The sequence below is a fragment of the Streptomyces sp. NPDC002403 genome (assembly GCF_053593015.1).
On record NZ_JBSFBQ010000037.1, the window covers coordinates 18,429 to 36,218 of the forward strand.

21 protein-coding genes are annotated in these 17,790 nt (G+C 70.9%); 11 read left to right on the forward strand and 10 right to left on the reverse strand.

What is annotated here, in order from left to right:
- Nucleotides 1-69: 69 nt before the first annotated feature.
- Nucleotides 70-474 (reverse strand): hypothetical protein, encoded by a 405-nt coding sequence (locus tag ACWCPY_RS30770; RefSeq protein ID WP_451270411.1) that lies wholly within the window; start codon nucleotides 472-474, stop codon nucleotides 70-72.
- Nucleotides 475-906: 432 nt separating this feature from the next.
- On the opposite strand from ACWCPY_RS30770, the gene ACWCPY_RS30775 reads away from it, so the two are divergent.
- Nucleotides 907-1,122, forward strand: coding sequence for a hypothetical protein (locus ACWCPY_RS30775; protein WP_451270413.1), 216 nt, complete (start codon nucleotides 907-909; stop codon nucleotides 1,120-1,122).
- Nucleotides 1,123-1,233: 111 nt separating this feature from the next.
- Here ACWCPY_RS30775 and ACWCPY_RS30780 read toward each other — a convergent pair whose 3' ends face one another.
- Complete coding sequence (locus ACWCPY_RS30780; protein ID WP_451270415.1) at nucleotides 1,234-1,407, reverse strand: hypothetical protein; 174 nt, start codon at nucleotides 1,405-1,407, stop codon at nucleotides 1,234-1,236.
- Nucleotides 1,408-1,416: 9 nt separating this feature from the next.
- Entirely contained in the window at nucleotides 1,417-1,959 is a 543-nt protein-coding gene (locus tag ACWCPY_RS30785) for a flavoprotein (protein ID WP_451270417.1), read from the reverse strand.
- Between the two features lie 120 nt (nucleotides 1,960-2,079).
- On the opposite strand from ACWCPY_RS30785, the gene ACWCPY_RS30790 reads away from it, so the two are divergent.
- Together ACWCPY_RS30790 and ACWCPY_RS30795 are read left to right on the forward strand one after the other, a co-directional pair.
- The gene (locus tag ACWCPY_RS30790; protein ID WP_451270419.1) at nucleotides 2,080-3,264 is read left to right on the forward strand and encodes a helix-turn-helix domain-containing protein; all 1,185 of its coding nucleotides are present in this window, start codon (nucleotides 2,080-2,082) and stop codon (nucleotides 3,262-3,264) included.
- Nucleotides 3,265-3,586: 322 nt separating this feature from the next.
- Entirely contained in the window at nucleotides 3,587-3,799 is a 213-nt protein-coding gene (locus tag ACWCPY_RS30795; protein WP_451270421.1) for a hypothetical protein, read from the forward strand.
- 432 nt (nucleotides 3,800-4,231) lie between these two features.
- Here the strand turns inward: ACWCPY_RS30795 and ACWCPY_RS30800 are convergent, their stop codons facing one another.
- A complete protein-coding gene (locus tag ACWCPY_RS30800; protein WP_451270423.1) occupies nucleotides 4,232-5,104 on the reverse strand; it encodes an undecaprenyl-diphosphate phosphatase in 873 nt (290 codons plus the stop codon).
- 210 nt (nucleotides 5,105-5,314) lie between these two features.
- Nucleotides 5,315-6,028 carry a TVP38/TMEM64 family protein gene (locus tag ACWCPY_RS30805; RefSeq protein WP_451270425.1) on the reverse strand — a complete coding sequence of 238 codons (714 nt, stop codon included), beginning with the start codon at nucleotides 6,026-6,028 and terminating at the stop codon, nucleotides 5,315-5,317.
- A gap of 411 nt (nucleotides 6,029-6,439) precedes the next feature.
- On the opposite strand from ACWCPY_RS30805, the gene tuf reads away from it, so the two are divergent.
- From tuf to ACWCPY_RS30820, 3 genes are all read left to right on the forward strand, one after another.
- Complete coding sequence (gene tuf / locus ACWCPY_RS30810; RefSeq protein ID WP_451270427.1) at nucleotides 6,440-7,627, forward strand: elongation factor Tu; 1,188 nt, start codon at nucleotides 6,440-6,442, stop codon at nucleotides 7,625-7,627.
- A 74-nt stretch (nucleotides 7,628-7,701) separates the two neighbouring features.
- Complete coding sequence (locus ACWCPY_RS30815; protein WP_451270429.1) at nucleotides 7,702-8,547, forward strand: patatin-like phospholipase family protein; 846 nt, start codon at nucleotides 7,702-7,704, stop codon at nucleotides 8,545-8,547.
- Between the two features lie 22 nt (nucleotides 8,548-8,569).
- Complete coding sequence (locus ACWCPY_RS30820) at nucleotides 8,570-9,415, forward strand: spermidine synthase (RefSeq protein WP_451270431.1); 846 nt, start codon at nucleotides 8,570-8,572, stop codon at nucleotides 9,413-9,415.
- Here the strand turns inward: ACWCPY_RS30820 and ACWCPY_RS30825 are convergent.
- Nucleotides 9,377-10,675 (reverse strand): MFS transporter, encoded by a 1,299-nt coding sequence (locus ACWCPY_RS30825; RefSeq protein ID WP_451270433.1) that lies wholly within the window; start codon nucleotides 10,673-10,675, stop codon nucleotides 9,377-9,379. The two genes, ACWCPY_RS30820 and ACWCPY_RS30825, sit on opposite strands and share 39 nt — an antisense overlap.
- A gap of 61 nt (nucleotides 10,676-10,736) precedes the next feature.
- The gene (locus tag ACWCPY_RS30830) at nucleotides 10,737-11,786 is read right to left on the reverse strand and encodes a hypothetical protein (RefSeq protein WP_451270435.1); all 1,050 of its coding nucleotides are present in this window, start codon (nucleotides 11,784-11,786) and stop codon (nucleotides 10,737-10,739) included.
- Between the two features lie 153 nt (nucleotides 11,787-11,939).
- On the opposite strand from ACWCPY_RS30830, the gene ACWCPY_RS30835 reads away from it, so the two are divergent.
- Together ACWCPY_RS30835 and ACWCPY_RS30840 are read left to right on the forward strand one after the other, a co-directional pair.
- Nucleotides 11,940-12,377: a DUF4442 domain-containing protein gene (locus ACWCPY_RS30835; protein WP_329814767.1), complete on the forward strand. Its 438-nt coding sequence runs from the start codon at nucleotides 11,940-11,942 to the stop codon at nucleotides 12,375-12,377.
- Nucleotides 12,378-12,537: 160 nt separating this feature from the next.
- Nucleotides 12,538-13,185 carry a DedA family protein gene (locus ACWCPY_RS30840; RefSeq protein WP_451270437.1) on the forward strand — a complete coding sequence of 216 codons (648 nt, stop codon included), beginning with the start codon at nucleotides 12,538-12,540 and terminating at the stop codon, nucleotides 13,183-13,185.
- A gap of 88 nt (nucleotides 13,186-13,273) precedes the next feature.
- On the opposite strand, the gene ACWCPY_RS30845 is transcribed toward ACWCPY_RS30840, so the two are convergent.
- Nucleotides 13,274-13,804, reverse strand: coding sequence for a gamma carbonic anhydrase family protein (locus ACWCPY_RS30845; protein ID WP_451270439.1), 531 nt, complete (start codon nucleotides 13,802-13,804; stop codon nucleotides 13,274-13,276).
- A gap of 190 nt (nucleotides 13,805-13,994) precedes the next feature.
- Here ACWCPY_RS30845 and ACWCPY_RS30850 point away from each other — a divergent pair, with 190 nt between their 5' ends.
- Nucleotides 13,995-14,750: an acyltransferase gene (locus tag ACWCPY_RS30850; RefSeq protein WP_451270441.1), complete on the forward strand. Its 756-nt coding sequence runs from the start codon at nucleotides 13,995-13,997 to the stop codon at nucleotides 14,748-14,750.
- A gap of 8 nt (nucleotides 14,751-14,758) precedes the next feature.
- Here ACWCPY_RS30850 and ACWCPY_RS30855 read toward each other — a convergent pair whose 3' ends face one another.
- Nucleotides 14,759-15,625 carry an EamA family transporter gene (locus tag ACWCPY_RS30855; protein WP_451270443.1) on the reverse strand — a complete coding sequence of 289 codons (867 nt, stop codon included), beginning with the start codon at nucleotides 15,623-15,625 and terminating at the stop codon, nucleotides 14,759-14,761.
- Nucleotides 15,626-15,718: 93 nt separating this feature from the next.
- On the opposite strand from ACWCPY_RS30855, the gene ACWCPY_RS30860 reads away from it, so the two are divergent.
- Nucleotides 15,719-16,291, forward strand: coding sequence for a helix-turn-helix domain-containing protein (locus ACWCPY_RS30860; protein WP_451270445.1), 573 nt, complete (start codon nucleotides 15,719-15,721; stop codon nucleotides 16,289-16,291).
- A 44-nt stretch (nucleotides 16,292-16,335) separates the two neighbouring features.
- Nucleotides 16,336-16,896: a YbaK/EbsC family protein gene (locus ACWCPY_RS30865; protein ID WP_451270447.1), complete on the forward strand. Its 561-nt coding sequence runs from the start codon at nucleotides 16,336-16,338 to the stop codon at nucleotides 16,894-16,896.
- Between the two features lie 27 nt (nucleotides 16,897-16,923).
- Here ACWCPY_RS30865 and ACWCPY_RS30870 read toward each other — a convergent pair whose 3' ends face one another.
- Nucleotides 16,924-17,775, reverse strand: a complete 852-nt coding sequence (locus ACWCPY_RS30870; protein ID WP_451270449.1) for an aminoglycoside N(3)-acetyltransferase — start codon at nucleotides 17,773-17,775, stop codon at nucleotides 16,924-16,926.
- Nucleotides 17,776-17,790 lie beyond the last annotated feature (15 nt).

Below are 17,790 nucleotides of genomic sequence, written 5' to 3' on the forward strand. Positions count from 1 at the left end.
CCTGCCATGCCGGCTCTGGCCCCGCCGCATCCCCCGCCAGCGGGGCCACCAAGATCACTTAGAGCAACGTCACTCAGGACACAACGTCCCCCGCAGTGCGGCATTCAACTGCTTGCCCTGCGCGTCCGTGAGCGGCCGGGCGTCGTTCCCGAACCGCTGCGCCGCAAGCCAATCCACATTGGCGAAACCGTCCCCTGCGAGCGAGGCGCACTGGTTCCGGCCGGCATCGATGGCCTTCTGCTCGTCCACGATGATCTGCGGATCCACTGCCGCAATCGCGTCTAGGTACGCGTCGCGGTCGTTACCGGTCGGCGCGTCTGGGATGCCTGCGGCCTTCTCTGCGGTGCTGCTCTTGCCGGAATCAGCTGTGGCGCTGCTACTTGATTCCGCCTTGTTCACATCCGCGTGCCCGGTCGAGCAGGCGGCGAGGGACAGCAGTACGGCGGCAGCGAGCAGGGCAGCAGCGGGTTTCACGATGGCACTCCGAAAGTAGGCGTGCAGGGTCTGACACGTGGGGCACGCGAATGGTTGCGCAGGTGCCGCACGGCGCCCCGGCCCGGTTGTCATACCGCCCCAGTACCGTGGGCTCATCCCATTCGCGCCTATGGCTGGGTGCAGCTACGAGACCACCCCTCACCCGGAACAGCGCCCGGGGGAGGGGTGGACGTGCGCTGGAGCGTGTCTGGCGGGTCGCGTCATGCGGGCCGCCCCAATCCCCAGAGCTGCCATCGCTCCGCCGTCCGTCCCACCTTCCCAGTCGGCCGCGAAGGCCTAGGGCGGGCCGGGTCGGCGGCCCCGCTCCCGGCAGCCATGCCACCTGAATGGCGCAACATGATGTGCCACCCACATGGGTGAAGCTCAAGCTGGCTAGTGCCCCACCGAGACAATCCGTGAAAGGGGAACCAAATGCACATTCGACGAATCCTCGCCGCCGTCATTGCCACGGCAGCCCTCGCCGGACTCGGCCTCACGGGCGCCGCCACCGCCACCGCCGCCACCGAAAAGGGTGCCCCATCCTACGTCACCCCTTCTCAGTGCAAGCAGGGTGGCGGAGAGCCCCGGATCGACTTGCCGGGTAACCCCTGCGTGGGCGGTACGCACGACGGGGAGCCGGTCGACTAACAGGCTCAAAACCCCACAAGGCGTCCCGCAGCCACGCGCCGCGGGGCGCTCCCGCGCGAGCGTAGCCGGGAGAGTCGCAGGGACTGTGCCGACCCGACGGAGCCGCGCAGGTCAGGCCGCCGTGACGACATCCGCCCGGACTGCGGCTTCCCACTCCACCAGCAGCCGCTGATACTCCGCCTCGCCCTCCGGCGACAGCGGGCCGGCCGCCCACAGCGCGCGGATGTCCGCGTTCACCGCGGTGGGGGAGCGCACAGGAGCGGCAGGCGAAGGAGTGATCGACATGGGAACAGGCTACGGGGCGGGACTGACAACGGCCCCGACCGCGTCGAGGGCGAGATGCCAAGGGAAGCCCTCAGGGCGTTGCTCGCCCGGCTGGTTCGGTTCGAATCCACCTGGTCCGTACAGCACGGTCACGCCAGCCCCGCGCAGTGTCTCCACCGATCGATCGAATGCCGGGTGCTGCACGTAGGCCGCGTTCACGCAGGGCATCGTCACGGTCGGGATCCTCTTCCCGATCCCCTCGGCGACCACCCCGACGACGAAGCTCGCCGTCAGACCGAAGGCCCAGGCGTTGACCGTATTGAAGGTGGCCGGTGCGAGCAGGATCGCATCCGCCGGCGGCCACACGTCCGGCTCCCCAGGCAGCTTGTACTCGGAGCGCACCGGGTGCCCGGTCAGCCGCTCCAGCTCCGGGAGCTGCTCACCCAGCCAACGGGCCGCAGTCGGCGTCAGACCGAGACAGACATCCCACCCGCGAGCCTGAGCGTCTCCAATGACCTCGGCGACCTCGAAGACGGGCGGGGCGGCAGATCCGAACAGGTACAGAGTCGTCATGCCGCCATCCGACCACACATGCAACCGCCCCCGAACCGGGTGGAATCGGGGGCGACGCAGGGTCCAGCGCCATGAGGCGCGGGTACCGTTCCGGATGACGAGTCAGGAACGGAGACCAGTATGCCCAGACTGGACGACGACCACACAGGTGCCCGGATCAAAGAGCAGCGGAAACTGGCCCGCCTGACGCAGCGACAACTCGCGGACCGGATCCCGTACTCGTACAGCCTCCTCAACCAAGTCGAGTGCGGCGCCAAGCCGGCGAACCTCGACTTGGTCGCGGCGGTTGCCCAGGCCCTGCGGATCGACGTCACCGTGCTGACGGGACAGCCCTACGTGACCGAACTGCAGCAGGACCGCCTCGCCGCACTCGTGCGCCCCATCCGGGAAGCACTCGACCTGTACGACCTGGGAGCCGACGACACCATCCCCGACAGGCCGGCCGAGCAGCTGATCGCGAGCGCCGAAGACCTCTGTGCCCAAGTGCGGGCCACGCGTCTGCGGAACGCTGCTCGTCTCCTGCCCGCCACGATCGCGGAACTCACCACCGCGGCCTGGCGCGCGCAGTCGACCGAGCTGTGGCAGGCCCTTGCCTCGACGTACCGAACCGCCCACGACATCAGCGTGAAGCTCGGCTACTACGACCTCTCCAGCGTCGCTCTGGATCGCATGGACTGGGCCGCCCACCGCGCCTCCGACCCGTGCCTGGCCGCCATCCGCCAGTACATGCGGGCTCTTGTGTACTTCCGGGAGGGCGAGTACACGATCGGGCAGCGCCTCGTCGCGGCCGGCCACGGCATCGTCCGGGCCGCAGAGCAGACCCGGGAAGCAGTAGCCGTCACCGGGCAGCTTCACCTCGGGGCATCCGTCATCGCCGCCCGCGCGGACCAGCAGGCCACGGTCGACATCCACATCGCCGAGGCAAAGCGGTGTGCCGAACAGACCGGCGATGCGTCCGAAATCCACTGGCTCAGCTTCGGTCCGACAAACGTGGCCTTGCACGAGATGTCGGCCGCCGTCGAGATGCGACAGTACGACGAAGCCCTAGTCCAGGCCCGGCAGATCACCATCCCGTCGGCCCTGGCCACGTCCAGGCGCGCCCATTTCCTCATCGACAGGGCCCGCTCGGAGATGGAGACCGGCCGAACCGAGGCTGCGCTGAGCAGCATCGTCGACGCCCGGCACGCCGCGCCGGAGCAGACCCGGTATCACCCTGGCGCCCGGGAGACCATCAAGGGCTTGGTGCACATCTCGCGCCGCACTCCGGACACCCTCGGGCACATGGCCGCCTGGATCGGCCTGTAGCCGCGCTCACGCCCTGACCTGCCAACGCTCACAGATTCGTGAGCGTTCAGCCCCTTCCCGCACGTCACGCTGGTCTCGTACCTGATCAACAACGAGCCGGGGACGCCATGACCGTGAGGGACTTACCGCCAGTCAGTGACCTGACCGAGCAGCAGCAGCGCGGATGGTCCTGCGTCTGGTGCAGGGCATCTCTCACCGTCGGCGACGACGTGGACCTAGGTGAGAAGCGGGCCCGACCCGAGGGAGGTGCTGCGTACAGCTGGTTCCCGCGAGCCTGCTCGGATTCCGCCGCCTGCGCCGCCCGGGAACGGGGGCAGCCTTCATGAGGGCCGAGGCCGATCGGCGGGCGTCCTGGCCACTGCCCGATCCGGGGCGGTTGACGTGGGCGCAGGCGCAGGGCCGCGCCTGCATCTGGTGCAAGCAGCCACTCACCACTGGTGCGGTCAGCGTCGGCATCATCCGCGACCGGCTCGGTGCCCACAACCTCGACACCGAGGTCTGGGCGGGGTCGTGCTGTCAGGGGAAGGCGACCTGAAGCCGTAGCATCAGATTGATGGGAACTAGAGTTCGAATTAGTTCCTGCATGCCCTTTCGGCATATGCGGATCGCGGGTTGAATGATGGGTGACGCTGGCTGCTGCCGCAGTGCTACGTCAATAGCCCGCCCCTGTTCGGCCGCCCGCTTGCCGCGCACCCCTATGGCGGCGGGCGGGCGGTCATGCCTCTTTCGGTCACGGTCATGCACGTGTCACGTGTCACTGTCATTCGTTGAACAGCCTGACCAGGACGAGGCCGCAGTCCACCCCTCCAGGTGGCGGCCTCGTCCTGGTTCAGTTGCGTGGGAGATCGAATGGGAGACGAGTGGGAGATGATCATGTCGAGCGGGCTCGAATCGCCGCTGATTCTCTCCAGTAATCTCCACCTGGAGCCGTGGGATCGGGCACTGAAAAGTGACCTCTCGGGACGGCTCAGCCCGCCGACTCGCCCGCGTGCGGGCTCAGCACACCCGCGGCCACCAGCGCGAACAGCAGCACACCGAGCAGCACGCGGTAGATGACGAACGGCATGAAGCTCTTGGTCGTGATGAACTTCATGAACCAGGCGATGACCGCGTACCCCACACCGAACGCGATGACCGTCGCGAAGATCGTCGGCCCCCACGACACATGTCCCTCGCCCGCGTCCTTCAGTTCGAAGACCCCCGAGGCGAGCACCGCCGGGACCGCGAGCAGGAAGGAGTACCGGGCCGCAGCCTCACGGGTGTACCCCATCAGCAGACCGCCGCTGATGGTGGCTCCGGAGCGGGAGACGCCCGGGACCAGGGCCATCGCCTGGCAGAAACCGAAGATCAGGCCGTCCTTCACCCCGAGTTCCCTGAGCGTCTTGCGCTCCTTGGCGGCCCGGTGCTTCCCGCCCACCTCGTCACGGGCGGCGAGCCGGTCGGCGATCCCCAGGACGACTCCCATCACGATCAGCGTGGTGGCGATCAGCCGCAGATCGCGGAACGGGCCCTCGATCTGGTCCTTGAACGTCACACCGAGCACGCCGATGGGGATGGAGCCCACGATGACCAGCCAGCCCATCTGGGCGTCGTGATCGCCGCGCATCGACCGGTCGGTCAGCGAACGGAACCAGGCCGAGACGATCCGGACGATGTCCTTGCGGAAGTAGATGAGGACTGCCGCCTCCGTGCCGATCTGGGTGATCGCGGTGAACGCCGCACCCGGGTCGTGCCAGCCGGCGAACGCGGCGGTGAGCCGCAGATGCGCGCTGGAGGAAATCGGCAGGAACTCGGTCAGTCCCTGAACGAGGCCCAGGACGAACGATTCGAACCAGCTCATGGGGCTTTGGCCATCCCGGGGTGCTCGTGCATCGGCCGACGGCAGCGAGGGCCGTCGGCAGCGTGCGCATTGCGGTCGATTGAGGGCAGACCCGTCACGGGCCCGGATATCTTCGGTCGGTCGCGGGCAGGGTACCGCCCTCAGATGAACAGCGTTACGCGTACCCCCGGGCCGCCCGCCGCCCCGGTGAGGGATGCCGTGCGCACCGGCTCACCCGGAGGTCAGGCGGTGGCGCTTGCGCCAGGCGACTACGGCAGCGCCGAGCCCCGTCAGCACGATGAAGCCCATCGCGGCGAGAAACGCCGGAGACGTCGGCGACGAGGCCTCGCTGCCCGCGACGACATACGCCGCGGTGTTGGGGATCGAGCCGAGCCCGGTCGCCACCAGGAACGGCGGATACCCCATCCTCGAAACCGCCGCGCAGTAGTTGGCCGCCGCGAACGGCACACCCGGGAACAGCCGCAGCGCCAGCATCGAACGGAACCCGTGCCTGCTCAGCTGGCCGTCCGCGGCCTTCAGCCACCGCCCGCGCAGCAGCGTGCGGAGCGCGTCCTGCCCCAGCACCCGGCCGAGCGCGAACGAGACGCCCGCGCCGAGGACCGTCCCCGCCAGCGCGGCGGTCAGTCCCGCCTGCGTGCCGAAGAGCGCACCGGCGGCGAGATTGAGCAGCGGCCGCGGAACGAAAGCCACGGTGCACACGCCGTACGCGACACCGAACAGGGCCACCGCGACGGCGCCGCCGCTGAGCTGGGCGGGCCAGCCGGTGGCGAGCAGCCGCTGGGGTTCGAGGAGGAGCATCGTCGCCGCGGCGCCCAGCAGGACGGCCACGAGCAGCGAGAACCGGGACCAGGGCGAGAGCAGTGCCCGCGTGCAGCGCACGGCGAGGCCGGCGGCGGGCCGGGCGGCGGGGGCGGGGTCGAGCATGCGGGGAGAGTAGCCGACGCCGGTGTCCGATCGCCGTAACGTGCGTGGCGGCAGCCGGGCAGCCGAGGTGGTGCCCCGCGCCCACTCCGGTGGCTGGCGTGGGCCGAACTCCCTTGCGGAACCGGGGTGCCCGCCCGAAAACCATTCGACGCGGCCATGGCCGTCCGACATGATCGGACCCATGTTCCGGTACGCCTTCCCCGCAGCGCCGTCCGCAGTCGCGGACGCGCCGAAGGCTGCCGTGAGCCCCATCACCGCAGCACTCTTTGCAGCAGCGTTCACCGCTGCCGCGGCGCCCATCGGCGGCGCCCGAAGCTGACCCTCCCCCGACAGTCCGGCGGATCCCGCAAGGGGAGGGTCGGCCGGGCCCCGGGGTCTTCTCTCCCAGCTTCGAACACCAAGGAATGAACCATGCCCAAGACGGCATACGTGCGCACCAAGCCGCACCTCAACATCGGCACCATGGGCCACGTCGACCACGGGAAGACCACCCTGACCGCCGCCATCACCAAGGTCCTCAGCGACCGCGGGACGGGCACGTTCGTCCCGTTCGACCGGATCGACCGGGCGCCGGAGGAGACACAGCGCGGCATCACCATCAACATCGCGCACGTCGAGTACGAGACCGACACCCGTCACTACGCGCATGTCGACATGCCCGGGCACGCCGACTACATCAAGAACATGGTCACCGGCGCCGCCCAGCTCGACGGGGCGATCCTGGTCGTCTCCGCGCTCGACGGGATCATGCCGCAGACCGCCGAGCACGTGCTGCTCGCCCGCCAGGTGGGTGTCGACCACATCGTCGTCGCCCTCAACAAGGCGGACGCCGTCGACGACGGCGAGGACACGGTGCTGACCGACCTGGTCGAGCTGGAGGTCCGCGAGCTGCTGTCCGCGCACGGCTACGGCGGTGACTCCGTGCCCGTCGTGCGGGTCTCGGGCCTGAAGGCGCTGGAGGGCGACCCGCGCTGGACCGCGGCCGTCGAGGCGCTGCTGGACGCCGTCGACACGTACGTACCGATGCCGGTCCGCTACACCGACGCGCCGTTCCTGCTGTCGGTGGAGAACGTCCTGACCATCACCGGCCGGGGCACCGTCGTCACCGGAGCCGTCGAGCGCGGCACCGTCCGCACCGGCGACCGGGTGTCGGTGCTCGGGCCGGACCCGGACATCGAGACCGTCGTCACCGGGCTGGAGACCTTCGGGAAGCCGATGGAGTCCGCGCAGGCCGGTGACAACGTGGCCCTGCTGCTGCGCGGCGTGGAGCGCGACCGGGTCCGCCGCGGCCATGTGGTCGCGGCGCCGGGCAGTGTGACGCCGAGCCGGCGCTTCACCGCCCAGGTGTACGTCCTGTCGGCGAAGGAGGGCGGCCGGACCACCCCGGTCACCACCGGCTACCGGCCGCAGTTCTACATCCGCACCGCGGACGTCGTCGGCGACGTCGACCTCGGCGAGGTGGCGGTGGCGCGTCCGGGCGACACGGTCGACCTGACCGTCGAGCTGGGACGTGACGTCCCGCTGGAGACCGGACTCGGCTTCGCGATCCGCGAGGGCGGCCGCACGGTCGGCGCCGGCACCGTCACCGGCGTCCTCTGAACGGCGACATCCCAAGGGTCCGCCTCCCGTACCCCACGGGAGGCGGGCCCGGAGCCATGCGCAAGACTGACGCCATGACAGACACGGCACTGGTACTGGGGTCCGGCGGTGTCACCGGCGGCGCCTGGGAGACGGGAATCCTGCACGGGCTCGCTGAGTCGGGCGCCGACCTCTCCGCAGTGGATCTGATCATCGGCAGCTCCGCGGGAGCGATGGTCGGCGCACAGCTGGCCTCCGGACTGCTCGGCCTTCCCGAACTCTACGAACTCCAGCTCGCCGATCCTCGGGACATCACGGGCGGCAAGCTCGGCATGCTCACCCTGCTGCGCTACGCGGGGGCCGTACTGTCCGCCCGCACCCCCGAGGCGTACGGCCGGAAGCTGGGCAGGATCGCGCAGGGCGCCCGGCTCGGCGTCACCGCGCAGGAGCGGCGTGCGGCGATCGAGGGCCGTCTGCTGTCGCCCGAGTGGCCGGGGCGTCACCTGATCGTCACCGCCGTCGACGCCACGACCGGCGAACTCCACACCTTCGACAAGGACGGCGGGGTGTCCCTCGCCGACGCCGTCACCGCGAGCTCCGCGGTCCCCGCCGTATGGCCCGTCGCCCGCATCGACGGGCGGTCCTGGATCGACGGCGGGGTGCACTCCACGGCCAACGCCCAGCTCGCCGCCGGGTACGGACGCGTCGTCGTCATCGCCCCGTCTGCCGGCGGGAACAAGGCCATCGCCTCGCCGGGTTCGCAGGCGGCCGCGCTCGCCGCGAACGGGGCCCGGGTCGAGCTCATCACCCCGGACGCGGCGGCGAAGAAGGCCTTCGGCCGCAACCCCCTCGACCCGAGCTGCCGCGCCGCGGCCGCCCGCGCCGGACTCGCCCAGTCGACGGCACACGCCGAAGCCGTGGTCGCGGTCCTGAGCAACTGATCCGGCACCCCACAATGGGGGAGTGAACGACTCGATACCGGTCATCCGGGACGTGGACCAGGGCACCGCCAGACTTCTCCCCGATGTGGACCGGGACAGGGCCTGGCTGCTCACCGTCGACGGCGCGCCCCAGTCCTACGTCGACCTCGACGCGCCGGACCATCTCGAATTCGAGTACGCGCGACGGCTCGCCCATGTCATCGACTGCGCGGCGGCACCGGGCGCACCGCTGGACGTACTCCACCTCGGTGGCGGTGCGCTCACCCTGCCCCGCTATGTCGCCGCGGCCAGGCCCGGTTCCCGTCAGGATGTCGCCGAGGCCGACCTCGGGCTCCTCGAACTGGTCGCCGAGCAGCTGCCGGTCCCCGACAGCAGCGGGATCACCGTGCACGGCGCGGACGCCCGCGGCCGGCTGGAACAGACCGCACCCGGCTCCCTCGACGTCCTGATCGCGGACGTCTTCGGCGGCTCGCGGGTCCCCGCCCACCTCACCACCGTCGAGTACGCGCAGGCTGCCCGCCGGTCGCTGCGGAACGGCGGAATCTACGCCGCCAACCTCGCCGACGGAGCGCCCTTCGGCTTCCTCCGCTCCCAACTGGCCACCTTCGCAGCCGTCTTCGAGGAACTCGCACTGATCGCCGAACCCGCGGTACTGCGCGGCCGGCGCTTCGGCAACCTCGTCCTCGTCGCCTCCCCGAGCCGCATCGACACCGCGACGCTGACCCGCCGCTGCGCCGCCGACGCCTTCCCCGCCAGGGTCGAGCACGGTCCCGCGCTGGACCGGCTCACCGGTGCCGCCGAGCCGGTCAGGGACGGTGCTGCGGTCGCCTCACCCGAGCCGCCCGACGGAGCCTTCAGCATCGGCTGAGACCGGTCCCCGGTCCTTCGCCACCTCGGCGGTGGCGGGGGCCCGGGTCAGGCCACGCACCTCCGGCACGAACAGCACGGCCCCGGTGACCAGCACGATCAGTGCCGCACAGCCCCACAGGGCCGCGCTCCGCCCGACCAGCGACTCCACCGGACCGGCGAGCGCGGTGGCCAGTGGCATCATCGCCACCGAGCCGAACCAGTCGTACGCCGAGACCCGGGAGAGCTTCTCCTCCGGGATCTCCTGATGCATGGCCGTCATCCACGAGACCCCGAACACCTCGATGGCCACCCCGCTGACGAACATCACCAGACAGAGCGCGCCCACCGGCAACGGCACCGCGAGACCCGCCGCCGGCAGCGCCAGCGGGAAGACGCAGAGCGTTCCGGCCAGCAGCAGCCGCCGGGGCTTCCAGCGCGTCATCAGCATCGCCCCGCCCAGGGTGCCGGCCCCGAACGCGGCGAGCGCGAAGCCCCAGGGGCGGGCGCCACCGAGCTCGTCCCGGGCGACCAGCGGGCCGTACACCGACTCCGCCGCGCCCACCGCGGCGACCACGACCGAGAACTGCGCCACGATGCTCCACAGCCAGGGGCGTCCGACGAACTCCTGCCAGCCGTCACGCATGTCGGCGAGCAGACCGCCGCCCGGCGCACGCGGGGGAATGTGGCTGACGTCCAGGAACGCGCGCAGCGCACCCGCCACCGCGAAGGCCGCGGCATCGACGGCCAGCACCCAGCCCGGGTCCATCGCCGCGATCATGGCGCCGCCGAGCGCCGCACCCCCGATCGACGCGCCCTGCATGGCCATCCGGAACAGCGCGAAGGCGCGACTCGCCTGCTCACGGTCGACGCTGGACATCAGCATGCCCTCGGCCGCCGGGTTGAAGAACGCCTGTCCGGTGCCGCACAGGGCGGTGAGCAGCATCATCTGCCACAGCTGCGGATCACCGGCCAGGACCAGCCAGGCGAACGCGGCCTGCGAAAGGCAGTTGAGGGTGTTCGCCGCGACCATCACCCGATGGCGCGGCAGCCGGTCCGCGAGCGCACCGCCGACCAGCAGGAAGAGCACCAGGGGCGCGGTCCTGGCGGCGGCCACCAGACCGACGTCGCCGCCGTCACCGCCGGCCTTCAGAACGGCGAACGCCGCCGCGATCAGCGCGCCATGGGTACCCAGGCCCGTGATGATCGCGGCGGCGGTCAGCAGACGGTAGTTGCGGCCGGGACGCAGCGGACGGGACACAGGGGCGGAGGCGACAGTCACCAGGGGACTATCGCCTCCGCACCCCTCGCCGTGCCAACTGTTTTCCGGGGAGGGGAAGGGGTCAGTCGGTCTTGACGACGTCCACCAGCCGCACGGTGCTGAGGATCTTCCGGATCGTCGTCTCCGGGAGTTCGTCCTTGACGGAGGCGGCTCCGTACAGGACCCAGGACGCGAACTCACCCTTCTTGTTCTTGAAGGTGAAGGCGATGGACTTGCCGTCGCTGTCGCACTTCTTCCGCTTCGTGACGTTCGGGGCGGTGGCGGTGACGACCTGGCCGGTCAGACCCGACTTGGTGGTGTACTGCTCGGCATCGGTGAACTTGATGGTGCTCTCCGGCATGTGCTGCGCGTAGGCGGCCCACGCCCAGGTGCCGGCCTCGCTGTGGGCGTTCTTGGCGGCGTCGGTGGCGCCCTGGGCGCCCCTGGTGCCGGCGCTCGCGAGGCTCATGTCCTCCTTGACGCCGTCCTTGTCGGAGTCGTCCACGCACCACTGCTTCTGGTAGAACGACGGCGCGGAGAAGCCGATGAGCGGCGAGCCGTCACCCTTCTTGTCGTCCTCGAAGTACGAGAACGTGCCGGGCGTCCCGACCTCCCAGTCGCCGGGCACGTCGAACTGGGTGCCCCACTTGGGGTTGGTGACGACCTTCCAGCCGGGGATGAGGGGCTTGGGGTCCCCGTCGTCGCTGCGCGGGTTCGTCTCGCCGGTGGCCGAGCCGGTCGGCTTGGGGGGCGCCGAGGACTGCTTGTCGTCGGCGACGTCCTTGCCCTTGTCGTCCTTGTTCATCACGACGACACCGGTCACCACGGCGGCCACGACGACAGCGGTGGCCGCGACGATCGCGACGGCGGTGGTCTTCTTCTTGTTGTCGCCGGGCTGCGGCGGACCGGGCGGGCCGGGCACCGCGTACTGCGGCACGGTCGGCTGCTGGTACGGGTTCGGCTGCGGATAGCCGGGCTGCTGTCCCTGCTGCGGATGCCCCGGCTGTCCCTGCTGCTGATATCCCGGCTGCTGATAGGGATTCGGCTGCTGGTACCCCGGCTGCTGGTACGGGTTCTGATTCTGGTCCTGCGGGTTTTGCTCGCCCCCGGGCGGCTGCTGTCCTGGCCACATGGCGAGTAACGATAGAGGGGTGGTGGCCGGTCTGCCACGCCCGCCCCCGTGTGCGGACGGTGAAGGATGTGATCAGGGAGGGGCGCCGGGGGTTCCCGGGGATGGCCAAAGAGTTCTACTCGTGAGTAACATCTGGTCATGAGCGCTGAACAGATGACCGTGGGCGAGATGCTCGTCGCGACGGTCCCGATGGCACGGACCCTCAATCTCGAATTCCTGGAGACGACCGCCGAGCGCGCGGTGGTCCGCCTGCCGGACCAGGCCGAGTACCACAACCACATCGGCGGACCGCACGCCGGAGCGATGTTCACGCTGGCGGAGTCGGCGAGCGGGGCGATCGTCATCGCCGCCTTCGGCGACCAGATGTCGCGCGCCGTGCCGCTGGCGGTGAAGGCGGAGATCGGCTACAAGAAGCTGGCCAAGGGCGTCGTCACCGCGACGGCGACCCTCGGCCGCCCGGTGGCCGAGGTCATCGCCGAACTCGACGCGGGCCGACGGCCGGAGTTCCCGGTGGCCATCGAGATCCGGCGCGCCGACGGCGCGGTGACCGGTGAGATGACGGTCGTCTGGACGCTGCGCCCCAACGCCTGATCCCGGCGGGCTCCGCGAAGAGCCGTCACACACCCCCAACGACCGGGTGCGTGACGGCTCTTCGCCCTGTCCGGGCGGCCGACGGGGCAGGTAGGCTTCCCGCCGTGCGCCGAGGAGTTGCCCGGCGGGCAACGGACATTCGGTTACGGGAGGATCGGCGTTGCACATCCAGGAATGGCTGGAGACCATCCCCGCGGTCAGCGTCTACGCCCTGGTGGGCGTGGTCATCGGGCTGGAGAGCCTCGGCATTCCGCTGCCGGGCGAGATCGTCCTGGTCAGCGCCGCGCTCCTGGCCGCCGGGCACGACGGAATCAACCCGTGGATCCTCGGCGCCTGCGCCTCGGCCGGCGCGGTCATCGGCGACTCGATCGGATACGCCATAGGCCGCAAGGGCGGCCGGCCGATGCTGGCCTGGCTGGGCGGGAAGTTCCCCAAGCACTTCGGTGAGAGCCAGATCGCGATGGCGGAGCGCTCGTTCCAGAAGTGGGGCATGTGGGCGGTGTTCTTCGGCCGCTTCGTGGCGCTGCTGAGGATCTTCGCCGGTCCGCTGGCGGGCGTGCTGCACATGCCGTACTGGAAGTTCCTGATCGCCAATGTGCTCGGCGGCATCGTCTGGGCGGGTGGCACCACGGCCGTCATCTACTCGGTCGGAGTCGTCGCCGAGGCGTGGCTCAAGCGGTTCTCCTATCTCGGCCTCGTGGCCGCGGTGCTGATCGGCATCACCTCGATGCTGATCGTGAAGAACCGGGCCAAGAAGGCGGCGGAGCGGATGTCGGTCACCTCGGCGACGGTACCGGCCGCGGACTGACCCGGCACGGACCCGGCCGGGTGCGACGGTACGGCGCGGGCGCAGCGGACCCGGGGAGCCGCCGGGCGCCCGCTCCCGGCCCTCCCGCTCAGCCCTCGTGGGCCTGGCGGTGCGCCTTGGCCAGTTCCACGTAACCCACCGCGTTGAACTTGATGCCTTCGAGCTCCTCCTCGGTCAGCTGTCGCTTGACCTTGGCGGGGACACCGGCGACCAGCGAGCCCGGGGGCACCTGCATTCCCTGCGGGACCAGTGCCTGCGCCGCGATCAGTGAACCGGCGCCGATGCGGGCACCGTTGAGGACGGTGGATCCCATGCCGACGAGAACGTCGTCCTCGATGGTGCAGCCGTGCAGCACGGCGTTGTGCCCGACCGAGACGCGCTCGCCGACCGTGACGGGGAAGCCGGGGTCGACATGGACGCTGCAGTTGTCCTGGATGTTGCTGTCGGCCCCGATGGCGATCGGGCCGCAGTCGGCGCGCAGCACGGCGTGGTACCAGACGCTGGAGCCCGCGGCCATCGTGATCTCACCGATGACGACCGAGGTCGGTGCCGTGAAGGCATCCGCGTCGATGTCCGGCTCCTTGCCGCCCATTCCCGTGATCAACGCCTGCTCTGCCATCGCCCGTTCCTCCGTGCTCAGGTGTCGTGCGGCCGCGGTTGTCGGGTTCCGGCAGCCGGCCACGGCTGTTCGATCGCGTCGATCGCGCAGGAGAAACGGTATGCGACGGCCGGGGGGCCGCGGCCGAGTGGGGTGAACATCACAGGACGCCCCGGTGATCGGTCCGGACGCCGCCGACTACCGTGAGCGAGTGCCGACGAACAGGAACACGTTCTCTTCCCTTGCCGCCTGGCGGCGGCGTGCCCTGTCCCGGGCCGTCCACCGCGGCTGGCGCTGGGTGCAGGAGACGGGCTCGGTCACCGCGGACCGCCCGGGCGCGCTGCGCTTCCGCCGGATCGGCGCGGGCACCCGGCTGGCCTTCCCGCAGGGCACGGTCTTCGGGGAGCCGTGGATCGAGCTCGGCTCGCACTGTGTGATCGGTGAGCAGGTCACGCTGACGGCCGGACTCATGCCCGACCTGGACCTCGGCCCCGATCCGATCCTGACCCTGGGGGACGGGGTGGTCCTCGGGCGCGGCAGTCATGTGGTCGCCGACACCACGGTGACCATCGGCCCGGACACGTACTGCGGGCCGTACGTCTACATCACGTCGACGAACCACAGTTACGACGATCCGCATGAGCCGGTCGGCCGGCAGTGGCCCCGCATGGAGCCCGTCGCCATCGGGCCCGGCTGCTGGATCGGCACCGGGGCGGTGATCCTTCCGGGGGCCACGCTCGGCCGCAACGTCGTGGTCGCGGCCGGGGCGGTGGTGCGGGGCGAGGTGCCCGACCACGCGGTGGTGGCCGGTGCCCCCGCCCGCGTCGTACGCAGCTGGGACGCCGAGAACGGCTGGCAGCCGCCGCTGCGCACCCCCGCGCCGGTGCCGATTCCTGACGGCGTCACCCCCGAGCAGTTGCTGGCACTGGCGGAGCCTGGCGAGACGGCAGGCCCGTCCGCCGACTGACCCCGGCCTCAGCCGGTCGCCAGCAACACCGTGCCCACCAGGGCGAGACCGGCCCCGGCGGCCTGCACCCCGCGCAGCCGTTCCTTCAGTACGCCGCGTGCGGCCAGCGCCGTGACCACCGGATAGAGCGAGGCGAGGACGGCGGCCACCGTGACCGGCCCATGCTGTGCGGCGACCGAGTAGGTGCCGTTGGCCGCGACATCCGCGAGCCCGATGAGCGCCAGGGTGGGCAGCGCGGCCAGCACCGCGGCGGATCCGCCCTCCTCGGGCAGCGCCCGGGACCCGCCCCGCACCGACGCGTACAGGGCCGCACCACCCACCGCGACATTGGTGAGGCGCTGGACGAAGAGGGCCAGGAACAGCCCGGTCACCGTCGTGGACGCCTCCGCGATCAGGGACATCACCGAACCGAAGCCGAACGCGGCCACCAGGGTCAGCAGCACCGCCCGGCGCCGCACCGGCGCCCCGCGCAGCTGCGGACCGCCCGCCAGCACGACGCCCACCACGGCGATGCCGACCCCCGCGAACTGCAGCAGCCCGGGCCGCTCACCGACGACGATGCCGACGCTCACCGGCACGGCGACGCCCAGCGACCCGAGCGGGGAGACGACCCCCATCGGGCCGAGCGCCAGGGCCTTGTAGAAGCTCAGCATCGCGACCGGCCCGACGACGCCCGCCGCCACCGCGAACCACAGCTGCGGGCCCACCTCGCTCCAGCCTCCGGTCGCGATCACGATGACGCCCAGCACCGCGGCCGCGGCGGTCTGCGAGACGACGACCACGGTCAGCGCGGGCATGCGCCGGGTGAGCACTCCGCCGCCGAAGTCGGCCAGTCCCCAGAGCAGGCTGGTGGCCAGCGCGAACAGTGCTGTCATTGCATGCCTCGCAGTACAGTGCGGTGAACGGGTGGGTGCACCACACCGTAGTGCAGTATTTTTGACCCTGTCATCCAAAATATTGGACGGAATGTGTCTGACCTCGATCAGCTCACTCAGTCGCTGGCACGCAATCTCAAGCGTTGGCGAGGGGAACGCGGCTTCACCCTGGATGTGCTCGCCGCCCGTGCCGGGGTCAGCCGCGGCATGATCATCCAGATCGAACAGGCCCGCACCAACCCGAGCGTCGGCACCACGGTCAAGCTCGCCGACGCGCTGGGTGTCAGCATCACCACGCTGCTCGACTACGAGCAGGGCTCACCGGTCCGGCTGGTGCCCGAGAGCCAGGCGGTGCGCATGTGGTCCACCGAAGCGGGCAGCTCCACCACCCTGCACGTCGGCACGGAGGCGAGGGGACCGCTCGAACTCTGGACCTGGCGCCTGATGCCCGGCGACAGCAGCGCCTCCGATCCGCACCCCGAGGGCACCGTCGAACTGCTCCACGTCACCGCGGGCGAGCTCACGTTGGTCGTCGGCGGCACCGCGTACGCCGTACCGGCCGGTGGCTCCGCCTCGTTCGAGGCGCATCACCCGCACGCCTACCGCAACGACGGCTCCGAACCGGCCGAAGTCACCATGGCCGTCTCCATCCCGCCCGTACGGTGAGACGGAGAGCCGAGGGCCCTCTGGGCGCTGTTAGCGTGGTGCGCATGCGCGCTCCCATCGGCTCCTTCGACAACGCCGGTCCGGCGGCCGACCGCCTCGACCTGCTCACCGCGCCCGTCGCCGCGGCGGTGTCCGCGGGCTGGGGCGGCTTCCCCGCCGAGCAGATCATTCACGTCGGCACGGACCCGGCCATCGCCGACACCGCGGTCTTCGTCGAGCACCACGGCGCGGAGCTGCTCGACCGGTCGGCCAACTGCGTCGTGGTGGCGGGCAAGCGCGGCGGCGAGGTGACGCTGGCGGCCTGCCTCGTGCTGTCCCACTCCCGCGTCGACGTGAACGGCGCGGTCCGCAAGCAGCTGGGCGCCCGCAAGGCGTCCTTCGCCCCGATGGAAACGGCGGTCGGCGAGACCGGCATGGAGTACGGCGGCATCACGCCCGTCGGTCTGCCCGCCGCATGGCCGCTGCTGATCGATCCCGCGGTCGTCGACGAGGACTGGGTCCTGGTCGGCAGCGGCAGCCGCCGGGGCAAACTGATCGTCCCGGGCAAGGCGCTGGCTGCGCTGCCGGGCGCGGTGGTCGTCGAGGGGCTCGGTATCAGGAGCTGAGAGGGCGGCCGCCGACCGCGGGTGCTCTCAGCCCGGCGAGTGGCAGAGGGCCCGCGCCGGCGCCACGGCCCGGTGGGAAGCCAGCCAGCGCGTGGCGTGGTCGACGGCGTCGGTGATGCGGAAGAGACGGCTCCTCGACGAGCCGACCGGACCGGAGCGCACGGCCGCGGCGTCGTGCGCGTGGGCGAAATCCGCGCCCAGGGCCGCGAAGTCGCTGTCGTCCAGGGCGACGTCCTCGTACTCCCACCACCGGCGGCGGCCTCCGGCCGTCACCACGCAGCGGTAGCTCCGGCGGGGCGGGGCGGCCACCCGGTACTCGCCGAGGTGGAACGCGGTGCAGGTGTCGAATCCGGTGCCGAGCAGGAGCACCTGGGCCCGCAGGTCGTAGAGGCGGGCCAAGGGCGAGTCCTCGCCGAGGTGACAGTCGGGGCGGTGACCCGACAGCAGCTTCCGGGCCAGCGGGCCGAGCGCGGCGAAGGACGTCTGCGGATGGTCGCTGCGCGCCGCTCCCTCGCCCAGCCGGACCGCCTCCGCCAGACTGCCCATCGACGGTGCGGCCGAGGTCGCCGGATCGAAGGGCGGCATGCTGTCCCGGACCGCCTCCCGGGCCCGGTCGTCGAGGCCACGCACCCGCTCGAGGTAGTGCGGAGAGGTGTCGGAGTTCTCCGGGGTGAAGGCAGGGACGACGAGCGTGCCCTGTGCCCCGAGGGCGTCCCGCAACGCACCGGCCATCGCGCGGACCCCGCCGCTCACCTGGCCCACCGCCCGCATCGAGGCATGCACCAGGAGGACACCGCCCGGCTCCACGCCGAGCTCGGACAGCTGTCCGGCCAGCCCGCTCCGGCTGTGGGTGACGGACGGCGCAGTCGTAGTAGTCACAGCCCGCCATTCTCC